The following is an 18,336-nucleotide window of genomic DNA, read 5'->3' as shown; positions in this document are numbered from 1 at the left end:
TTCAGGGTTCCGGACGCCAGAGGGCGAGCATCCCACCCCGGGCGGCCTGTGCCTCGGCCCCCACGGACCGAAGGCGCGCCGCGAGGCCGTCCAGGCCCAGGAGGTCGGCGCCGATTCCGGCCGCGGACCACAGGGTGAACCGGCTCTCCGTCGCGGGCTTCCAATCCTTGATCGGCAGGTTCGTCTGGACGCCGCGGGCGCTCTCCAGCCACGCCACCGCCTGACGCTCGCCGCCGAGCTCGTCGACCAGCTTCAGCGGGATACTCTGGCGACCGCTGAACACCCGGCCGTCGGACACGGCGCCGAGTTGCGCCGGATCCATGCCCCGGCGCTCCGCGACGAGGCCCTTGAACCACGCATAGGTGTCGCCGACGACGGAGGCCAGGGCGGCGCGCGCCTCCGGCGAGGTCGGTGTGAAGCCCGACGGCTCGGCCTTGAGCGGCGACGACTTCACGGACTCGACCTTGACGCCGACCTTGTCCAAGAGCCCCGAGAAATCGGGATACTGGAACAGCACGCCGATCGATCCGACCAGGCTGGTCTCACGCGCGACGATGTGATCGGCCGCGATGGCCGTGATGTAGGCCCCGGACGCGGCCGTGCCGTCCACGAAGGCGACGATCGGCTTCTTGGCGGCGAGCGTCCGGAGGTTGCGGAAGATCTCCTCCGACCCCGTGGTCGTACCGCCGGGCGAGTTGATCGAGACGATCACGCCCTTCACCGCATCCGAGTCCCCCACCCGCTTCATCAGCTTGGCGGTGGCCTCGCTCCCGGCGATGAAGCCGGAGACGGAGATGCGGGCGATCTGCGGCTGGACCGCGAACGCGCCTTCGACGCCCGTCCGCGCCCGATAGCCCAAAGCACCGACCGCCACGATGAGGCCGCCGACGCCGAGCACGCGCCAGAGGGACAACCTGCGACGCAGGCGCCGCCGGTCAATCAGCAGTTCGGCATCGGCTGCCATGCTGTCGCTTCCCCTAAAGCCCCCCGGCCGGCCCCCTCGACGGGATGCGGGCGCATCGCGCTCGCGCCGGGCAAGTCCTTGGTTTCCTTCGGCTCGCTCGATCCGCGCCGGGCGAGGCCGGTGTTCTAGAGCATTTTCCGCAGGCGTGGATACGGGGCGCGCGAAGAAAATGACCGGGTGGCCCGTCCCTGTCGTTCCGGACGGGGCGACCCCGCCGGCGCTCCGCCATCGTCAACCTTGAATTGCTGGGCGCAAAAAAGAACCCGCGCAGGACGTCGGTCCTGCGCGGGTGTCGAAGCCAGGGATCCACCGCCCGGACGGGCCGGGCGGCGGGGTCGGCGTCTTACTCGTCGTCGGAGCGCTTCTTGTTGAAGGCGGCGCCGAGGATGTCGCCGAGCGAGGCGCCCGAATCGGCGGAGCCGAACTGGGCCATGGCCTCCTTCTCCTCGGCGACCTCGAGGGCCTTGATCGAGACCTGCACGCGGCGGGCCTTCCGGTCGAACTGGACGACGCGGGCGTCGAACTTCTCGCCGGCGGCGAAGCGCTCGGGACGCTGGTCGCCACGGTCGCGGGCCAGCTCGGCGCGGCGGATGAAGGTCTGCATGTCGGTGTCGACGATCTTCACCTCGACGCCGGCATCCTTCACCTCGACGACCTCGCAGGTGACGATCTGGCCCTTCTTGATCTCGCCGGCCTCGGCGAAGGGGTCACCGCCGAGCTGCTTCACGCCCAGGGAGATCCGCTCCTTCTCGACGTCGACGTCGAGAACCTGGGCGCGGACCATGTCGCCCTTCTTGAACTCCTCGATGACCTGCTCGCCGGGACGGTTCCAGTCGAGATCCGACAGGTGGACCATGCCGTCGACGTCGCCCTCGAGGCCGATGAACAGGCCGAACTCGGTCTTGTTCTTGACCTCGCCCTCGACCTCGGAACCGACCGGGTGCTTCTCGGCGAAGGCCTCCCAGGGGTTCTGCAGGGTCTGCTTGAGGCCCAAGCTGATGCGGCGCTTGACCGGATCGACCTCCAGGATCTGCACCTCGACCTCCTGGGAGGTGGAGACGATCTTGCCCGGATGGACGTTCTTCTTGGTCCAGCTCATCTCGGAGACGTGGATCAGGCCCTCGATCCCCGGCTCCAGCTCCACGAAGGCGCCGTAGTCGGTGATGTTGGTCACGCGGCCCTTGAGCTTGGCGCCCTCCGGGTAGCGGGCGGCGATGCCCTCCCACGGATCGGCGAGGAGCTGCTTGATGCCGAGCGAGATGCGGTGCGTCTCGTGGTTGATCTTGATGATCTTCACCTTGACCGTCTGGCCGATGGTCACGACCTCGGACGGATGGTTCACGCGGCGCCACGCCATGTCGGTGACGTGCAGCAGGCCGTCGATCCCGCCGAGATCGACGAAGGCGCCGTACTCGGTGATGTTCTTGACGACGCCGTCGATGACCTGACCTTCCTCAAGGTTGGCCACCAGCTCCGAGCGCTGCTCGGCGCGGCTCTCCTCGAGCACGGTCCGGCGCGACACGACGATGTTGCCGCGGCGGCGATCCATCTTGAGGATCTGGAACGGCTGCGGGGTGCCCAGCAGCGGGGTGACGTCGCGGACCGGGCGGATATCGACCTGCGAGCGCGGCAGGAACGCCACGGCGCCGTCGAGGTCGACGGTGTAGCCGCCCTTGACCTGGTTGAAGATCGTGCCGGTGACGCGGTCGTTGTTCTCGAACGACTTCTCGAGCTTGACCCAGCTCTCCTCGCGGCGGGCCTTGTCGCGCGAGATGACGGCTTCGCCCAGCGCGTTCTCGATCCGGTCGACGTAGACCTCGACCTCGTCGCCGACCTTCAGCTCGCCCTCGCGGCCGGGACCGGTGAATTCCTTCAGCGCGACACGGCCTTCCGTCTTGGCGCCGATGTCGATGACGGCCACGTCCTTCTCGATCGCGACGACGCGACCCTTGACGACGGAGCCTTCGGTGATCTCGTGTTCGAGGAAGCTCTCCTCGAGGAGGGCTGCGAAATCCTCGCGGCTCGGGCCACGCCCCAGAGCGGTACCTGCGGTCATTCTGTCTCCTGAACGGCCTCCATCGGAGGCCCGTTGCGTCGGCGGCTCGCGTTGCAGGCGCCCCCGTTCGCCGCGGCCTTCCCGGAGTCTTTCGGGAGAGGCGGCCGGTCCCGCGGGACCCGGCTTGCCGACGCGTCGATACGGATGACGAGGGCGGTCCAGCCGGAAACCTGGCGGGCGCACCGGAAAGACGGGCGCGCGAGAGGGGATCCGGGAGGACGCGGGTCCCTTACAACATCGGCCTTGCGACTTCAACCGATTAGGGTTTTAGCCTCCCCGGGCGTCGGATGGCCGCGGCGCAGGTGCGGTCTTGCGTGCGGTCTTGCCGCCGGCTGCAGATGTGGCAAGTCTGTCTGCCGCCGGACGCTTGCCCGGCGCATATCCGCCGGTCAGGAGAGCCCGCACCGGTCCGTCGGGCGCGGCCTGGTGTCTGTCCGGCGCATCCGGAGTGTTTTGAGGGAAGAAGCGTGCTGCGTCCTGATCTCGTCTCCCGTCGTGCCCCGCGTCTGCGGCACAGCGGCATCCCCCATGCCTCGCGAACCGAGGCCTGAACGCCCGATGCCGAACGGGTACAACGCCCCGATGGAGATGCTGGCGCGCAAGCTCGACAGCATCGCGCGGATTGCGGATGCCGACCGCGAGGCGCTCCTCGCGCTGCCCCACACCGTCCGGAACCTGCCCGCGCGCCACGACATCGTCCGGTTCGGCGATAGGCCGAACCAGAGCTGCCTCGTCCTTCAGGGCTGGGTCTATCGCTATTCCGCCCTGGCCGAGGGCGGACGCCAGATCCTGTCGTTCTACATCGCGGGCGACCTTCCGGACCTGCAGAGCCTCCATCTGCACCGGATGGATCACAACCTCGCCACGCTGACGTCCTGCGTCGTGGCGCTGGTCGCGCATGACGACCTGCGGGCGGTTCTCCTCAAGAATCCCGGTCTCGCCGCCACCCTCTGGCGCGACAGCCTGATCGACGCCGCGCATTACCGCGAGCGGATCACCAGCCTCGGGCGGCGGCAGGCGCTCGGTCGCGTCGCCCACATGTTCTGCGAGCTCTATCTCCGGCAGAAGGCGGTCGGGCTGACGCGCGGCCTGAGCTGTCCGCTGGCGCCCAAGCAGTCCGAACTCGCCGACTCCCTAGGCCTGACGAGCGTCCACCTGAACCGGGTTCTGCGGACGCTCCGGGGCCGCGGGCTCGTCACGCTGGGCGGCGGCATCCTGACCATCGAGAACTGGGACGCGCTCGCCGAAGTCGCCGAGTTTGACCCCACGTTCCTGCACCTCGCGAACAACGCCGCCCCTGCGCACCCGACCGTCGAGACCGTCTAGGGCGTGGGGCCGCCTCAGGCGGCCTGGGCCAGCGCATCCGGTGCGGCCGGCACCTCGTCGGTATGGACATCGAAGCGGATCAGCTGGGCGGCACCGAAGCTCGTGGTCAGGGCGCAGTCGGTGGCGTCGCGGCCGCGGGCCATGACGATGCGGCCGATCCGGGGCCGGTTGTGGCGGGCGTCGAACGTGTACCAGCGCGGCCCGTCGGGCCCGTGGAGGTAGACCTCGAACCACGCGGAGAAGTCCATCGGCGCCGGATCCTTCGGCACGCCGATGTCGCCCAGATAGCCGGTGGCGTAGCGCGCCGGGATGTTCATGCACCGGCACAGGGTTATCGCCAGATGCGCGAAGTCCCGGCACACGCCGACGCGCTGCGTGTAGCCGTCGAAGGCGGTGCGGGTCGCGTCGGCCTGCTGGTAGTCGAAGCGCAGGCGATTGTGGGCGAAATCGACGATGGCCTGGACGCGCGCCCAGCCCTCCGGCGTGGCGCCGAACAGCGACCAGGCCGTCTGCGAGAGCTTGTCGGTGTCGCAGTAGCGCGAGCCCAACAGGAAGGTCAGGACGTCGTCGGGCAAGTCCTGCACGGCGATCTGGCGGGCGTCGGGCGCCTGGTCGTCCGGCCGGCCGCTATCGGTGATCGTGAAATCGGCCGTCATGGTGATCCGTCCACCCGGCGCGACGAGGCGCGTGCAGACATTGCCGAAGGCGTCCACGTGCTGCCGGGCCGCCACCGGAGGATCGAAGGTGATCACCTCCGGGGTCACGAGGTCGCGCCTCAGCTCCGGGCGGACGTTGAGCAGCAGGTTCATCGGCGTCGGGCCGAACGTGTCGAACGCGATCGAGAAGCCGGTGCGGATATGCATCGTCGAGGACCGAATGGTAGGTCGCTGTCCGGCGCTGCCGGAGATCGAGCCGTTAACAGTACAGGGCCCTACAAGCCGCGAGGCGACCTCAAGTTCCGTCGGAGATGCCCGCAGGGCGTCGTCGACCTGCCCGAATATTCGGCACGGTTCGGCGCGGGCCGAGGCCGCGCGACTCCGCTGCGCACCCTGAAGCGCTCCCCGGGCGGGGCTGCCCGGCGTCGCGCCATGTTGCAACGCACAGGGCGCCCTCGTATCCGGAGCCGCTTCGAACCCAAGGTCGTCCGGCCGCCGCCGGGGGGCCTGCTGCCAGACGATCCATGCCCATGACGCCCGACAAGCTTTCCCTGCCCAAGGACAAGATCCGGGTCTTGCTGCTGGAGGGCATCAACGACAGCGCCGTGGCACTGATGCGGGCCGCCGGCTACACCAACCTGACCCGGCTGCCGAAGGCGCTGGACCGGGAGGCCCTGCACGAGGCGCTCCAGGGCGTGCACATGGTGGGCATCCGCTCGCGGACGCAACTCGACGCGGCCGCCTTCGCGGCGTCGGACCGGCTCCTGGCGGTGGGCTGTTTCTCGGTCGGCACCAATCAGGTCGATCTGGAGGCCGCCCGGCATCGGGGCATTCCGGTCTTCAACGCCCCCTTCTCGAACACGCGCTCGGTGGCGGAGCTGACGATCGGCGAGATCGTGATGCTGCTGCGCCGGATCGTTCCGCGCTCGGTGGGCGCCCATGCCGGCCGCTGGGACAAGTCGGCGGCGGGCTCGCTGGAGGTGCGCGGCAAGACGCTGGGCATCGTCGGCTACGGCAACATCGGCACGCAGCTCTCCACGCTCGCCGAAGCCATGGGCATGCGGGTTCTGTATTACGACCACACCGACAAGCTGCGCCACGGCAACACCGAGCCGACCGAGACGCTGCACGAGCTTCTGGGCCAGAGCGACGTGGTCTCGCTGCACGTGCCCGAGACGGAGGCCACCGCCAACATGATCGGCGCGGCCGAGATCCGTGCGATGAAGCCCGGATCCTTCCTGATCAACAACGCCCGGGGCACCGTGGTCGATCTCGAGGCTCTGGCGGCGGCGCTGCGCGACGGCCACCTCAAGGGCGCCGCCGTCGACGTCTTTCCGGCGGAGCCCGGGTCCAACGCGGAGGCCTTCGTCAGCCCCCTCCAGGGACTCGAGAACGTGATCCTCACGCCGCATATCGGGGGATCGACCGAGGAGGCTCAGGAGCGCATCGGCTCCGAAGTGGCGCGCAAGCTCCTCGACTATTCCGATATCGGCTCGACGGTCGGCGCCGTGAACTTCCCGCAGGTGCAACTCCCGGCCCGCCCGACCGGAACGCGCTTCATCCACGTCCAGCGCAACCTGCCCGGCATGCTCGGACGCCTCAACGGCGTGTTCTCCCGCGGGCAGGTCAACATCGCCGCGCAGTTCTACCAGACCGACGGCGAGGTCGGGTACGTGGTGCTGGAGACCGACGCCACCGACGCGGATGCGGAGGCGCTGCTCGCAGAGATCCGCGCCATCCCGGGCACGATCCGCGCCCGCCTGCTCTACGAGCGGCGCTAGCCGGAGGGACGCGCCTCGCGGGACCGGCGAGCCTGCGGGCTCTCAAGCGTGCGGTAATTTACGCGGCGCGCGTGAACGCGGCCGATCTTGCCGCGTTCGTCTTGCGCGGCCAAGCTGGCCGCTGTTCAAGTCGCAAGCGGCATGATCGACGGCCTCGACCGATCGAGCGCCCGGCCGGCGGAGGAATTGCGGTGACGAAGCGTGTAGCATGGGCATGGGCCGGACTCGCGCTCGGCATCGCCGGGACGGTCTCGAGCGTCTCCGGCGCGTCGGCGGATTGCCTGCGGAGGGTCTACAATCGATCGAACCTGGTCCTGGTCGCCCGCCAGGATGGCGGGCCGCCCGCCACGCTGTTGCCCGGTCGGTCGCTGCCGATGCGGCTGTCACGGCCGGGCCAGATCGACATCACGGGCTATTGCGGGATGCCGGGCGCGGGTGCGGGCCCGGTTGTCCAGCGGACCTTCGACTATGAGGCGGTCCTCGACCGCTGCTTCGTCCGGTTCGGGGGCGACCTGTTCGTGCCGCAACTGGGGCGCGGCTTCATCGGTCTTCAGGAGACGGCTCCCTTTACGGTGAACAACCCGCGGCAGGGCGACATCGTTCTCGGACCCGCAGTCGGATCCGCATGCCCGGTGCCCGGGCCGGCCGTTCTGAGCCGGCGCGGCTGAGCCTCAGAGGTAGTGCCGGAACACGACCCCCGTATCCGCGGAAGTGCCGGGTTGCGGGGGCGAGGCCGGCCCGATGAAGGGGCTTGCGAGGCGCAGGGCCACGAGGCCGAGGGCAGCCAGCGCCGGGGCGATCAGGCGGAACGGGCGAGCGAGCATGGACGCCTCCGTCGCGCCGCCGGTCCCGCCTGCAACGTGCATGCGGATCGGAGCGCATGTGAAGCATCGCACCTTACGGCCGAGCTGAACGTGCCGAAGCGCACACGGGGCGCGTCGAGACCGATGCCGGCGCGTCGGAGCCTGGCGCCCGGTGCGGTGACGGTCCGACGATTGCGTCCACCGGGTCGCTGGCGTGTACACCGATGCACTCCTATGCTGCCCGGTGTCGGGGGCCGCCGGGAGCCGCGCTACCAGGGCCGCGGTGGCGCTCCCCGGGTGGAACCGACTGCGTGAACGAGGACGCGCGTATGCTGACCCAGACAGGCAACTCGATTCTCCGAGGCGATCTCGGCGTCGAGGAGACCATCGAGTCCGACAATATCGTCCGCTGGGACGGCGAGCGGCTCTATGTGGAGCAGGACGTCTATCACAACGGTCAGCTGGTCCACCGCAAGTACCGCCGCACCGTCACCGAGCCCGTCGCCCGCGTGCTGTGGGCGATCATCAATCGCGCCAAGCAGTGAGCGCCGGGGCAGGAGCGGATCGGATGCGTTCGTTCGGGCGGCCTTTCTGACGCCTCCGCCCGTATCGCTGCAAAGTCGGGGGCCGTGGTCGAGCACCATCCGGCCGGGCCGATGGTTTCGTGCCTCGCATCCGAATGGGAAACGGGATTCGACGCCGTGCGCGGCGCGGCCACTGGCGCCGCGCGGTGCCCAGGGTCTCTCAGGGGGGGGCGTGTAATCCCATATCGCGGCCCCTGCGTTCCAAACAGTCTCTAGTTCTTGACGGGGCTGAAGCGACGCGCTCTTGCTGATTTCGTCCAGGGACAGTGGCTCTGAGTCGCGCCAGAGTTCTGCGCCCCTGCGTGTTCAGACTTTCGTCCGGTCCATGCTGGCAAGATCACTTCTCAACCGCTGGTCGATCTTTGCGTTCAATATGCTGATCGCGTTGCCGCTGACGCTCGCGCTCGTCGAGGTCGCCATCTTGCTCTGGGGCGCTGGATTTCAGCATCACGCCACGATTCACGAGGCCGGGCATCTGATCGAGGGGATGGGCGTGATCCTGATCGGTTGGGGCGTGGTGCTGGAAGAGCGCCCTGGCGTGAGCCATCTCCTCGGCGGCCTTCCGACCGAGGATCCCGATCGCGAGGCGGCGATCGACGCGCTCTGTCACCATTGCGGACTCGCCCTGCTGGTGCTGGGGCTCGTCGCCGAGATCCTCGTGCAATGCGTCGAGGTCCCCGATCACATCATCAATACGGACCGGATCGAGCGTGTGGTTCTGACCGGCGGGGCCGTATTCCTGGCGCTCGGCCTCGCCACGCTGGCGCGGCTCTCCGCCGGTCTCGCGGCATTCCGCGCGCCAATTCCCTTGGACCCCGAAGGCTCCCTGCCTGAGGCGGGGCCGCGCTGAGAGCCCTGAGCCCGACGACCGGTCCGGCTCTCTGCGGGGGACGGCGCGGCTGCTAGGCTGCGACGGCAGCCTCCGGTTCGACGAGGGTGAGATGCGACGGTCGCAGCACGTCGAGGCGCTCGTGCGCGTTGTCGAAGGCGGCCCGGATCGTCGTGCTCGCGTCCTCGACGGCAACCAGGACAGCCAGTTTCTGGGCGCTGGCGCGGTCGGCGACGCTGCGGGCGGCCGCGATCAGCGACTGCTCCAGGCCGAGAAATTCCGCCTCGGCATCCCGTCCCGCATCCCGCGCGGCCGACGCAAGACGGTCCAGTACGGCTTCCAGGGCATGGCGCAGGACAAGCGTCCGCACGCGCTCCTGCAGGAGCGCCCTCTCGTCGATCTTCATCGGAATCGGTCCGCGTTGGGGAACACGGCCAAGCTCTCATACTTCGGCTCACCGTGCAGCCACCTTTTTGCAACAGAGCAATACTGTCTCGTGCGCCGGGCGCGCGGCGCGTTCACCGTTTCGTCGGCGAGATCATGCAAAGTTGTTCTGCAATCGTGTGTCGAGTATTTGCGCATCCTGAGAATCGAAAGCGCTGTCTCGATCACTTCATGGCGCAAAATTGCGCGCATCGAGGTGCGCTTGGCCGTTCGAATACCTCCGATGCACCGGGAGCGTTGTCTCCCGCGAGGGCGCGATGACGCCGCCGCGACGGGGCTGGGGGCGGCCGGCTGCCGCTCAGTACGGCGTGCCGCGCTGGCGCCGGTCCCGCAGGGCCTCGGCGTGCCATTCGAGTTCGTCGAGGAAGCGGTTGGCCGCCGTCGTGATCCAGGGCTCGGCAGGAATGCCCTGGCTGTCGATGGCTTTCTGGAGCCGCGGGATCGGCAGGAGCGAGGGGATGCTGGACATGCCCATCTCGGCAAGCATCGCCCGCAATGCCATTGCCGCCCGGACGCCGCCGAACTGACCGGCCGAGTAGCAGCAGATGGCCGACGGCCGCCAGAAGTACTCTTCCAGGAAATGGTCGAGGGTGTTGGAGAGCGCGGGCGGGACGCCGTGATTGTACTCGGCCGTGACCACCAGGAAGGCGTCCGATCCGCGGAAGAGGTCGGCGAGGCGCTGCAGGGGCTCCGGCGCGGTGCCGGCCGGATATTCCTTGTACATCCGGTCGAGGAGCGGGAGCTTCAGCTCGGCGGGGTCCACCAGCGGGGCGGCGTGGCCGCGCGCCTCGAGTTGCGCAATCAGGAACTGCGCGGCGCGGTTGCCGATGCGGTCGGTGCGGACGCTGCCGAGAATCACGGGGATGGTCAGGGGCATGGCGATCTCCGGTTCCCCCGATCATGCCAGAGGCCGGCGGACCACTCCAGACGCCAGGCGATCCCGGCCGGGTCAGGCCTGGGTGCTGCTGGTGAGTGCAGCCGCCATGCCCACCGGGCCGCCCGTCGCATAGGCGGCGATCGCCTTCGTCACCTGTTGCAGGAAGGATTGCAGGCCGTCGCCGCTGCCGGTCGCCGACGCGGCATCGGCGGTCGCCGTCGTACCCGCGGACGCACTTGTGGACGACGCGCCGTCCGTTGCGGCGCCGGTCGGCGCGGATGCCCCGCTCTGCGTCGCGTCCGACGCCGGCCGATGGCCATGGTGGCCGCGACGGTGATGGACGGGCGCCGCGCCGTCCGCGGTCGGGCTCGACGACGTGCCGGTCGCTGAGGCTTCGTCGGCATTGGCGGTGGCGTCCGCCGGTGTGGTGACGCCGCTCTGAAGGCCCATCTGGCTGAAGTCGGATTGCAGTTGCAGGAGCGACGCCATCAGATCGTTCGACAGGGTCGGTGTCGATGTGGTGCCGGTCGTCTGCCCGGTGCTTCCGGTAGCCTGGGTGGTGGTTGGATCCTGGCCCGCCGTGGTCGAGGCACCGGCCTCGATCCGGGCCGTATTCGCCGCACGCGCCTGTCTCAGGGCGCTGACAAGATCCCGCTGGAGAGAACTGCCCGTAACCGCATTCGTCGACATGCTACGCCTCCGCGACCGCCTTCGGTTCGGGGAGGCACGGCGCATTCCAGAATTTTCCCAATGATTTCAGCGACGCTCCCGGGCCGGGGACCGGCAGGATCGGCCCAGCGGCAGATTCTGCCGATCCACCCCGCTGAGAGGGGGCGGGTCAGGTCGGTGCGGCGCGGGGGGCTGTCCGTCGACGAAGTCAAGCACGGCGATCTTGATCCGCTCTACGCCCGGCTGAGCCGGGGCGCCTCCTTCGGTCCCCGCCGCGGCCCGCCGACATTTCGAGTGCCGCTCCGGGTGAACGCGGCCGCCGACATGCGCGGCCGCCCCGAGACCGTTCGATCGCGCTCGCGACCGGCATTTCGCCGTGAGCGCTGCGCGCGTCTCAGCCGTATCGACGGCCGGGATCTTGGGCCGGCGCACGGACGGGATGAAGCGGCTGCTGCCCAAGGGGCCCCGAGATCCTGTCGCAAGAACGGATCGGCATCAGCGCTCAACGCCGTGGGGTCCGAGAGGCGGGGCTGTAATGGGGGCTGATGGCTCCCCGAGCAGGACTCGAACCTGCGACAAGGCGATTAACAGTCGGGGCGATCATATTGATTCCGCGCACAGGCGTTACCGGCCGGCGTCCGTTTCCGAGCGGGCAATAGACCCCCCTCCCCTGCCCGCGGTAGCCTCGCCTTATGAGCGATGGCCACGATCCGATTCGCGAAGCCGTTGCGGCGCTTCGGGCCCGCGGCCACACCGTGGAGCCCTGGATCGGTGGCCTGCCCTACTGGCTGGTCGACGGCGTGACGCTGACGGACGGCGACCTGTTCGCCCTCGCTGTGCGGGTCGGCCTCATGGACTCGACGTCGGACAAGCTGCAGTAGGCCGGCCATGGCCAAAGAACCCCCGACTGTCTCCGAGCTGCGCAAGGCGGCCGAGGTCACCGACCAGGAGATCGACGCTGCGGTTGACGCCGTGCTCGCGGATCTGGCGACTGAGGCCTACCCGCTCGCGAAGGGCTGGACGCTCGACCTCGTCGAGACGCTCCGCACGAACACCCGTGCGGCCGAGGCGCTGACCACCGACAAGCCAGCCTGGAAGCGGAACATGGTCCGGACGGCGATCCTGTTGGCGCATCCGGTGAAGGGATGAGCGATCCTGACGCCGAGCGCGAAGCGACAGTAGAGCGCCTGATGGAGCGCTTGAGCGGCTTCGTGCAGGGAATCGGGATGAGCGGGAACGAGGCGCGCGAGATCATCAAGCGCGTAATCGAGGCTGATCCGACGGCCGGCGATGGCGACCTGATGGCCAAAGCGCGCACCTGGATGCTGATCGCGCTGGGATAGCGGCATGATCGACGACGCCGACCCGGTCCTTGCAGCCGTCGCAGCGCTACGGGCTGCCGGCATCAAGGCCATCCCCACGGGCAACGACATGGAGCGCTGGCAGATCGGCGACCTGATCTACTCGGATGCCGACGTGTTGCGTTTGGCCGCGAGCCGCGGACTCGTCGAGGATGGCGACTCGCGATAGCTGGGGGTCGTCATGCCTTCCGAACCGATCGCGCCAGTTCGCGGCCGCCAGCTCGAGGCTCTTCGCGCCTGCCTGCTCTACCCGCAGGGGCTGCGCCGCGGCGCCTATCCGTCGGCGATGGCGGTCCTGCGCAAGCGCGGGCTAGTTGAGTCCCGTTCGGCTCCTGGCCCAGGCCGCCGCGTGGATGCGTGGTTCATCACGCCAGCTGGCCGGGCGCATCTCGTCGAGATCGAGGCGAGCAGGCCGGGTGTAGCGCCGGGTCTTCAACGGGCGGCAGACCTGTGACCGACGAGCAGAAGGGCTACCTGCAGGCGCTGTCGAACGTGCGCTCCTGGCACCGATGGGAGTTGGGGAAGTGTCTCGGCGACGTGCGCCGCATGGAGCCGCACGAGAAGGCCATCGCTTGGCTTGACCTGCTGATCGCCACGAAGAAGCAGCACACGGCCGTGGACGAAGCGGAGCGTCAGCGTAATCGACCCACCGAGACCCGAGCTTAGAACAGACCGTCGGTGGATCGGCTGGCGCAGCTGGAAGTGTCCATCCCGCTCGCTTTGGTTTTAATTAGAGCTCCCTACTTTAGCTCGAAAGCTTCTGATTATCTCTTCCGTCTCCTCATTGCTCTGCCGCTTCAGAGGAACTTTTGATTGATCCACCTGACCTGAAGGCACTCCAAGCCATTGGGCAATTCTATCGACCTCACATTGCGGATTCTCCAGAACATCTTCGTAGAATACAATCAGAGGATCAATGCCTTTATCAGAAAAAAAAGCAAGCCAATCATTATTTTCCCGGTCAATATTGCCTAGCATTCCTTCGACGTCAATTTTATTGCTATTGATAGTGCCGCTTTCTGGGTGAGAATAATTCTCTATCGCGATCCATTCTTGAGACAATACCGCCTTAGCATATGAGATCGCCTGTCTTATCCTATCTTTTCTCTGGATAAACACATACTTACTTATTTCGAAATTATGTCCGAGACTTTGCATATAGCGCAATTGAGCTAACTGATTAGCGTGCAATTTGACACCGAATACCCCGAGTTCCGAGGTGCGCCGCCTGACGATCTCTCGCATTGTCGAATGATCATCGGGGGTCTGAAATCTAACCTGCATCATTCTGAAATTATCTTCCGCCAAGTACTCGTGAGGTGCTCCTAATGTTTTGGTCTGACTGATCAATGCCGCTAAATATGTACTGCCACACCTTGGCGAAGAACTTAGAACATATGATATTTTTGGAATATTGGCGTATATCGGGAGGTCATGATGATCATCGTACAATGGGTTATGATATTGTCGCACATCAACCTCTTTAGCATTTGGTTCGAACAGTGAGCTATATCCAGAAATGATTCAATAAATTTTTCTTCGCCAGATCATGTTTCTGAACAACATTCTGAGGAGTGACTGATTGGACATGCCGTCTCTTCGTTGACTGTCTAGATGCAGGCCCGCGTTTGCGTCTCCGACGAACCAAAGGGCACGATTGTTGAGTACTCAGATGGTACTGATCGCCAGCGGCATGGCAGCCATCGAAACTCAAGCGAATAGATCCCAACTGCAAAGGGTTACTTCAACTCCGTCCGCTGGCTCGCCCTAGGACAGCTGTGTGATGGTTCGCAGCACCGTGACAAATTTAGCACGTTGCCGCTCACGGAAACGTGTACACTGCCTTTAAGTTGCATATCAAGCAAGCTCATGAACCAGCACTCTGAGGATACGAACCCTAGCAATCTGAGTTGGCAGGCACTGCTGCCCCGCGAGCAGCGGTGGCACGCTTTAGGTCAGCGACCGGTAATCGCTTGGTTCACCGGTCTATCCGGGGCAGGAAAATCGAGCATCGCCAACGCCGTGGACGATGCGCTGCTACAGGCCGGAAGGCACGCCATGGTGCTCGACGGTGACAACCTGCGCCACGGCCTCAGTAGCGACCTGGGTTTCAGCGCCCTGGACCGCATCGAGAACATCCGCCGCGCAGCTGAGACCGCGCGCTTGATGGCGGAGGCCGGGCTAGTAGTGATCGTCTCCCTAATCTCCCCCTTCCGTCAGGAGCGAGCGACTGCACGCCAAATCGCTGGCGACGTGCCCTTCCTTGAGATTTTCATTGATACGTCGTTGCAGGTCTGTGAAACGCGGGACCCAAAGGGCCTGTATCGTCGTGCACGAGGCGGCGAGATCTCCAACTTCACCGGCATATCTGCGCCTTACGAGGTTCCTGATCAGCCCGACGTCATTGTACAGACTGAGGGATGCACAGTTGATCAGTCCGCTGCAGCACTCATCTCTAAATTGCTGCAGACATCATCATTCGATTAACTGGCGATTAAAATTGACATTCACGACGATTTGATCGCGGAATGCCATCAAGAGTCGACCGATTTTACGAACCAAGGTATCGGATACATTCAGAAACATATATCGCTAACCGGAATGGCGTGAGCAGACGCCGCAAAGGAAAGCGCACGTGAAGCTAATTCGGAGACGTCTTTGTGTAAGGCAGGAATATCGCTCGGACGACGGCAATCTTCAGGGTGTAATTTTAAATTTTTGGCCCGTCGAATCTGGCTCAGAAGCTCTTGTCCAATTGCGTAGTACTGGTGAGCTTGTGCGCGTTTTTATCGCCAGCAAAAGGCAGCAAGATAAAAATCAGCGCTAGCTACATTTGCGAATAGGGATACATAAGCGGCTTTGCCGTAATTGCGTACCGCAGCGACCGCTCCCGCTTCCGCAGAATCCGAGCTCAATCTCGCAGGGTGACCATGTGCGTCGGCCATTCCATGCATGGCGCTTCGAATGCCGCGATGGCCGAAGACAGCGGGTAGATCGTCGCGAGGTGCAGTTCGATGTTGCCACCGGTCTCACGCCGGACCTCGATCGTGTAGGGCACACCCAGCGGCACCGGCGGGATCTTCTTGGCATCTGGCGGCAGGGTTAATCGCGGCGAGGCAGAGATGCTCGTATTTCCGCGCGGGCGGCGCCCCGGGGGCGCGCTGGTAGCGGCACGAGGCCGTCAGGTGCCGAAGCAGATCGATCGTCGAGATGTCGGCCCCGTAGCGATCGATGAGGCTAGCGACGTTGTAGCGGCCCGAGCGCTTGCAGGTCGCGCAGTCGACCTACACCCGACCGGGCCCCGCATCCCCCAGGCGCCCCATCTTGGTGGCCCTCCGCTCGCGAACTAGTACGGAACAAGCCTGAGGCCGAGGCTGCCTTCAAGATGCCGGCGCCGACGATCTTCGCGACCGGTGGACGAATGTGAATGGACGCCAATTTCGGCTGTCATGCCATCGGCTTGCCTGGGGATCGCGGTCGTATCAGAGCAAGCCGCCTGCGGGACCGGCGGTCAGTGTCTTGCCGGCCCGGGTCACGAGCTTCGAGAAGGCCAGCGCGGCGGCTGAAGCCTGCGCCTCGGACGGAAAGGTCCGGTCCGATTCCATCACCGTAAGATGCGAGGCGTTGAGCAGCACCCATGTCCACAGATGGCGGCCGGTGGATCGGATCTCGAAGTGCATGGCTGGCTCGGTATGCGAGTGGACATATTCGCATGATGCGCTGCGAAAAGACCTGCGGCGTTAATGGCTTGTTTGGCGCAACATCCTGCGCCGGCTCACATCGCGCTTGCCCCCGACATCCTCGCACATCACAGGCGGGATCAGCCGCCCACCCCCCCCCTGGGCGAATGCTGGCAGATTGGGCGCGGGGCGCAAGACTCTTTAAGGCGAAGCCCGAGCATGGCTCGACAGGCATGCAGCAGCCGATATTCTGGCCGCATGCGCGCAGTTCTCATTCTGCCTCTGGTGCTGTGTCTGATCTCGCTGGCGGAGGCTGCCAGTCGCCGCGACAGTCGAACGCTCACTCAGGCGGCTTACGTTCTGAGGCATGCGCTGCCGATCACTGCGACCAAGCTCAAGGTCCTGACGGCAGACCGCGCGCTGCTGACCAGCGGGGATGACGGCGTGGTGATCGTCACACGGATCAATCACTGCTCGTATTCGATCATGTCGAACCGCGTTGGTGGCTACAGGATCAACTTCAGCCGCCTTAACGGGACGTTCGAGCGTGAGGGAGCGGCAGAAAGTGCGCGGATCGTGCTCCCCGGCAATAGCGACGCTGCGTGCTCCCTGCCACTCGACGGCCCCGATCAGTGCGCCTCCACTGTCAGGCTGAAGAGCGTGAGCCCACAACAGGAAGCCACGCTGCTTGCAGGCGTGACTTACCTTCTCGACCAAGGCGGCCGCGCATCCGCCGCGCCTGTTGACCGCCCGTAGTTCGAAGGCGGGCTCAACCCAGCCAATCAGCAGCTACGCGGCTCTGCTTCTGGCCGCGAACTCCCAGATCGGCGGCCGCCGGGTCTGCCTGGGCTTCGTCCGGTAGCCACTGAACCGGTCGAATACGAGCCGGTCCGGCTCCACGTCGGTCACCGGCCGCTCATCCACCATCAGGGCGCCGGCACATTCCACGCGCAGGAAGCCGTATTCCAATCAAAAGCCCAGAAGTTGCGGCTGCGTCTAACCGAGCCGGCGCGTGAAGCTGCATACCTCGGGAACGCGAACGAGGGCTCGGGCGGGCGATTGGCCCAATCCGAACGATCTGCTACGTGCAGAGTGAGTGCGGAGGCCTGCCATGCAATTTGATGAATTTGATCGAGAGGTCCTTATAGCACTTGCCAAACCATTCGGACAGTTAGTTGATCGTGTGGCCACTATCGGTGGCTCGTGGATAAACACTGACGTGCAACGCGCCTTCCAGGCTGCAGGTATTAGTTTAAGCCGGAACCACTATTACAGCGTCATATCTGATATTTCAGCGCTACCGGAAAGTTTTTGGCCTGACCGAGCCTTCCCGGACGCATGGGCACAAATAAACTGCCCTGATTATCGGCCTTTTCTGGATCAAGTTCTTTCCCACATCAATGAGTTGTCTAAAATTCTACGTGAAGCGAGCGAGAGCTCTATTAGAATAATCCGATGTATCCGCCGCTCGACGCTGCGGTCTACTATGGGCTGATTCGAGCGCGTCGGCCAAAACGTGTACTAGAGGTTGGTTCGGGTTTCAGTACCCTCATTGCCCTAACAGCGACGGGCTCGAACGGGATCGGAACGGTCGCTTGCGTTGAGCCTTATCCACGTCCTTAACTGGTCGCACGAGAAGGGCAGCTGGGCGCACTGCACCGCATCTCGATACAAGATGCTCCCATGACCCTCTTCGAAGCTCTAGAGCCAGGTGATGTACTCTTCATCGACACCAGCCATACCCTGAAGCCCGGCTCCGACGTCCACGATATTCTGTTCCGCGTGCTCCCCGCCGTAAAGCCGGGCGTTCTCGTGCACATACATGATATGTTCTTGCCCTACGAGTATCCCAAAAATTGGTACAAAGATATAGGTATCATATGGAACGAGCAGTACGCCGTCTTAGCTCTTTTGATGAACAGCACCCGCTATAAGGTAATTTTGCCTAATTATTTAGCGTCAGTAGAAGATGCAAAGTGGCTCGCGCCAAAATTTTCCGGACTAGACGTCGAGGGCCTTACCATGAACATGGGTGGCGCACGCGGGGCCAGCCTTTGGCTTGAGGTTTGCGGGTGAGATGAACGCACGGCAAATACTGCGGAGACCCCGCGAAGTCGCACAGCTGTTTATGGTTCTTCGTCATACGGAGTTGATCTGAGGTCAGACGTACCGGCCTCCAAATCGGCCTCCAGGGTTGATATCGGCGCGCCGTACCAGACTTCGCCCATCACCGCGGTCTCAAGTTCGGTCCTAACCCGGCAAGCTTCGGAGGCCATCATGAACGTCACCGCTCGCGGTCCAATCGG

General features: G+C 65.1%; 24 protein-coding genes. 14 read left to right on the top strand and 10 right to left on the bottom strand.

The genetic code is table 11. The features are described 5' to 3' along the window. Nucleotide 1: 1 nt before the first annotated feature. On the bottom strand, nt 2-964 hold the full coding sequence (sppA, locus tag PQI07_RS19250; protein ID WP_043351016.1) for a signal peptide peptidase SppA: 963 nt from the start codon (nt 962-964) through the stop codon (nt 2-4). A gap of 343 nt (nt 965-1,307) precedes the next feature. Further along, nucleotides 1,308-3,020, bottom strand: a complete 1,713-nt coding sequence (gene rpsA / locus PQI07_RS19245; protein WP_043351014.1) for a 30S ribosomal protein S1 — start codon at nt 3,018-3,020, stop codon at nt 1,308-1,310. A 558-nt stretch (nt 3,021-3,578) separates the two neighbouring features. On the opposite strand from rpsA, the gene PQI07_RS19240 reads away from it, so the two are divergent. Beyond that, the gene (locus PQI07_RS19240) at nt 3,579-4,346 is read left to right on the top strand and encodes a Crp/Fnr family transcriptional regulator (RefSeq protein ID WP_043380608.1); all 768 of its coding nucleotides are present in this window, start codon (nt 3,579-3,581) and stop codon (nt 4,344-4,346) included. Between the two features lie 14 nt (nt 4,347-4,360). On the opposite strand, the gene PQI07_RS19235 is transcribed toward PQI07_RS19240, so the two are convergent. Continuing rightward, nucleotides 4,361-5,209, bottom strand: a complete 849-nt coding sequence (locus PQI07_RS19235) for a transglutaminase-like domain-containing protein (protein WP_043351010.1) — start codon at nt 5,207-5,209, stop codon at nt 4,361-4,363. A 323-nt stretch (nt 5,210-5,532) separates the two neighbouring features. Between PQI07_RS19235 and serA the strand changes: the two genes are divergently transcribed. Continuing rightward, nucleotides 5,533-6,783: a phosphoglycerate dehydrogenase gene (gene serA, locus PQI07_RS19230; protein WP_091955054.1), complete on the top strand. Its 1,251-nt coding sequence runs from the start codon at nt 5,533-5,535 to the stop codon at nt 6,781-6,783. Nucleotides 6,784-6,974: 191 nt separating this feature from the next. After that, nucleotides 6,975-7,451 (top strand): hypothetical protein, encoded by a 477-nt coding sequence (locus PQI07_RS19225; RefSeq protein ID WP_043351003.1) that lies wholly within the window; start codon nt 6,975-6,977, stop codon nt 7,449-7,451. 3 nt (nt 7,452-7,454) lie between these two features. Here PQI07_RS19225 and PQI07_RS19220 read toward each other — a convergent pair whose 3' ends face one another. After that, nucleotides 7,455-7,607, bottom strand: coding sequence for a hypothetical protein (locus PQI07_RS19220; RefSeq protein WP_167380413.1), 153 nt, complete (start codon nt 7,605-7,607; stop codon nt 7,455-7,457). 308 nt (nt 7,608-7,915) lie between these two features. Here PQI07_RS19220 and PQI07_RS19215 point away from each other — a divergent pair, with 308 nt between their 5' ends. Then, nucleotides 7,916-8,131 carry a hypothetical protein gene (locus tag PQI07_RS19215; RefSeq protein ID WP_043351006.1) on the top strand — a complete coding sequence of 72 codons (216 nt, stop codon included), beginning with the start codon at nt 7,916-7,918 and terminating at the stop codon, nt 8,129-8,131. Between the two features lie 283 nt (nt 8,132-8,414). Next, nucleotides 8,415-9,020 (top strand): hypothetical protein, encoded by a 606-nt coding sequence (locus PQI07_RS19210; RefSeq protein ID WP_244538868.1) that lies wholly within the window; start codon nt 8,415-8,417, stop codon nt 9,018-9,020. Between the two features lie 52 nt (nt 9,021-9,072). Here the strand turns inward: PQI07_RS19210 and PQI07_RS19205 are convergent, their stop codons facing one another. The 3 genes from PQI07_RS19205 to PQI07_RS19195 all read right to left on the bottom strand — a co-directional run bounded on the left by PQI07_RS19205 (nt 9,073) and on the right by PQI07_RS19195 (nt 11,010). After that, entirely contained in the window at nt 9,073-9,405 is a 333-nt protein-coding gene (locus PQI07_RS19205) for a hypothetical protein (RefSeq protein ID WP_043352724.1), read from the bottom strand. 336 nt (nt 9,406-9,741) lie between these two features. Then, complete coding sequence (locus PQI07_RS19200) at nt 9,742-10,320, bottom strand: NADPH-dependent FMN reductase (protein ID WP_043352726.1); 579 nt, start codon at nt 10,318-10,320, stop codon at nt 9,742-9,744. 72 nt (nt 10,321-10,392) lie between these two features. Then, nucleotides 10,393-11,010, bottom strand: a complete 618-nt coding sequence (locus PQI07_RS19195; protein ID WP_274927218.1) for a cell wall anchor protein — start codon at nt 11,008-11,010, stop codon at nt 10,393-10,395. Between the two features lie 671 nt (nt 11,011-11,681). On the opposite strand from PQI07_RS19195, the gene PQI07_RS19190 reads away from it, so the two are divergent. From PQI07_RS19190 to PQI07_RS19170, 5 genes are all read left to right on the top strand, one after another. Then, a complete protein-coding gene (locus tag PQI07_RS19190) occupies nt 11,682-11,870 on the top strand; it encodes a hypothetical protein (protein ID WP_274927217.1) in 189 nt (62 codons plus the stop codon). Between the two features lie 7 nt (nt 11,871-11,877). Further along, complete coding sequence (locus PQI07_RS19185) at nt 11,878-12,138, top strand: hypothetical protein (RefSeq protein WP_274927216.1); 261 nt, start codon at nt 11,878-11,880, stop codon at nt 12,136-12,138. Further along, nucleotides 12,135-12,332: a hypothetical protein gene (locus PQI07_RS19180; RefSeq protein ID WP_274927215.1), complete on the top strand. Its 198-nt coding sequence runs from the start codon at nt 12,135-12,137 to the stop codon at nt 12,330-12,332. The genes PQI07_RS19185 and PQI07_RS19180 overlap by 4 nt, the downstream gene beginning before the upstream one ends. Nucleotides 12,333-12,336: 4 nt before the next feature. After that, nucleotides 12,337-12,519 carry a hypothetical protein gene (locus PQI07_RS19175; RefSeq protein WP_274927214.1) on the top strand — a complete coding sequence of 61 codons (183 nt, stop codon included), beginning with the start codon at nt 12,337-12,339 and terminating at the stop codon, nt 12,517-12,519. A 281-nt stretch (nt 12,520-12,800) separates the two neighbouring features. Next, nucleotides 12,801-13,016: a hypothetical protein gene (locus PQI07_RS19170; RefSeq protein ID WP_274927213.1), complete on the top strand. Its 216-nt coding sequence runs from the start codon at nt 12,801-12,803 to the stop codon at nt 13,014-13,016. A gap of 60 nt (nt 13,017-13,076) precedes the next feature. Here PQI07_RS19170 and PQI07_RS19165 read toward each other — a convergent pair whose 3' ends face one another. Continuing rightward, entirely contained in the window at nt 13,077-13,823 is a 747-nt protein-coding gene (locus tag PQI07_RS19165) for a Stf0 family sulfotransferase (protein WP_274927212.1), read from the bottom strand. 396 nt (nt 13,824-14,219) lie between these two features. Between PQI07_RS19165 and cysC the strand changes: the two genes are divergently transcribed. Next, nucleotides 14,220-14,837 (top strand): adenylyl-sulfate kinase, encoded by a 618-nt coding sequence (gene cysC, locus PQI07_RS19160; protein WP_274927211.1) that lies wholly within the window; start codon nt 14,220-14,222, stop codon nt 14,835-14,837. A gap of 424 nt (nt 14,838-15,261) precedes the next feature. On the opposite strand, the gene PQI07_RS19155 is transcribed toward cysC, so the two are convergent. Next, nucleotides 15,262-15,420: a hypothetical protein gene (locus PQI07_RS19155; RefSeq protein ID WP_274927210.1), complete on the bottom strand. Its 159-nt coding sequence runs from the start codon at nt 15,418-15,420 to the stop codon at nt 15,262-15,264. Between the two features lie 412 nt (nt 15,421-15,832). Next, nucleotides 15,833-16,030: a hypothetical protein gene (locus tag PQI07_RS19150; protein WP_274927209.1), complete on the bottom strand. Its 198-nt coding sequence runs from the start codon at nt 16,028-16,030 to the stop codon at nt 15,833-15,835. Nucleotides 16,031-16,288: 258 nt separating this feature from the next. Between PQI07_RS19150 and PQI07_RS19145 the strand changes: the two genes are divergently transcribed. The 3 genes from PQI07_RS19145 to PQI07_RS19135 all read left to right on the top strand — a co-directional run bounded on the left by PQI07_RS19145 (nt 16,289) and on the right by PQI07_RS19135 (nt 18,106). Next, nucleotides 16,289-16,786, top strand: a complete 498-nt coding sequence (locus PQI07_RS19145) for a hypothetical protein (RefSeq protein WP_274927208.1) — start codon at nt 16,289-16,291, stop codon at nt 16,784-16,786. 355 nt (nt 16,787-17,141) lie between these two features. Further along, nucleotides 17,142-17,525, top strand: a complete 384-nt coding sequence (locus PQI07_RS19140) for a hypothetical protein (protein ID WP_274927207.1) — start codon at nt 17,142-17,144, stop codon at nt 17,523-17,525. A gap of 128 nt (nt 17,526-17,653) precedes the next feature. Next, nucleotides 17,654-18,106 (top strand): class I SAM-dependent methyltransferase, encoded by a 453-nt coding sequence (locus PQI07_RS19135; RefSeq protein ID WP_342462649.1) that lies wholly within the window; start codon nt 17,654-17,656, stop codon nt 18,104-18,106. Nucleotides 18,107-18,336 lie beyond the last annotated feature (230 nt).

Origin of the sequence: Methylobacterium sp. 092160098-2 (assembly GCF_028920805.1) — a bacterium.
In the GTDB taxonomy this organism is placed as follows: domain Bacteria; phylum Pseudomonadota; class Alphaproteobacteria; order Rhizobiales; family Beijerinckiaceae; genus Methylobacterium; species Methylobacterium fujisawaense.
This window is presented reverse-complemented; position numbering and strand designations above follow the sequence as displayed.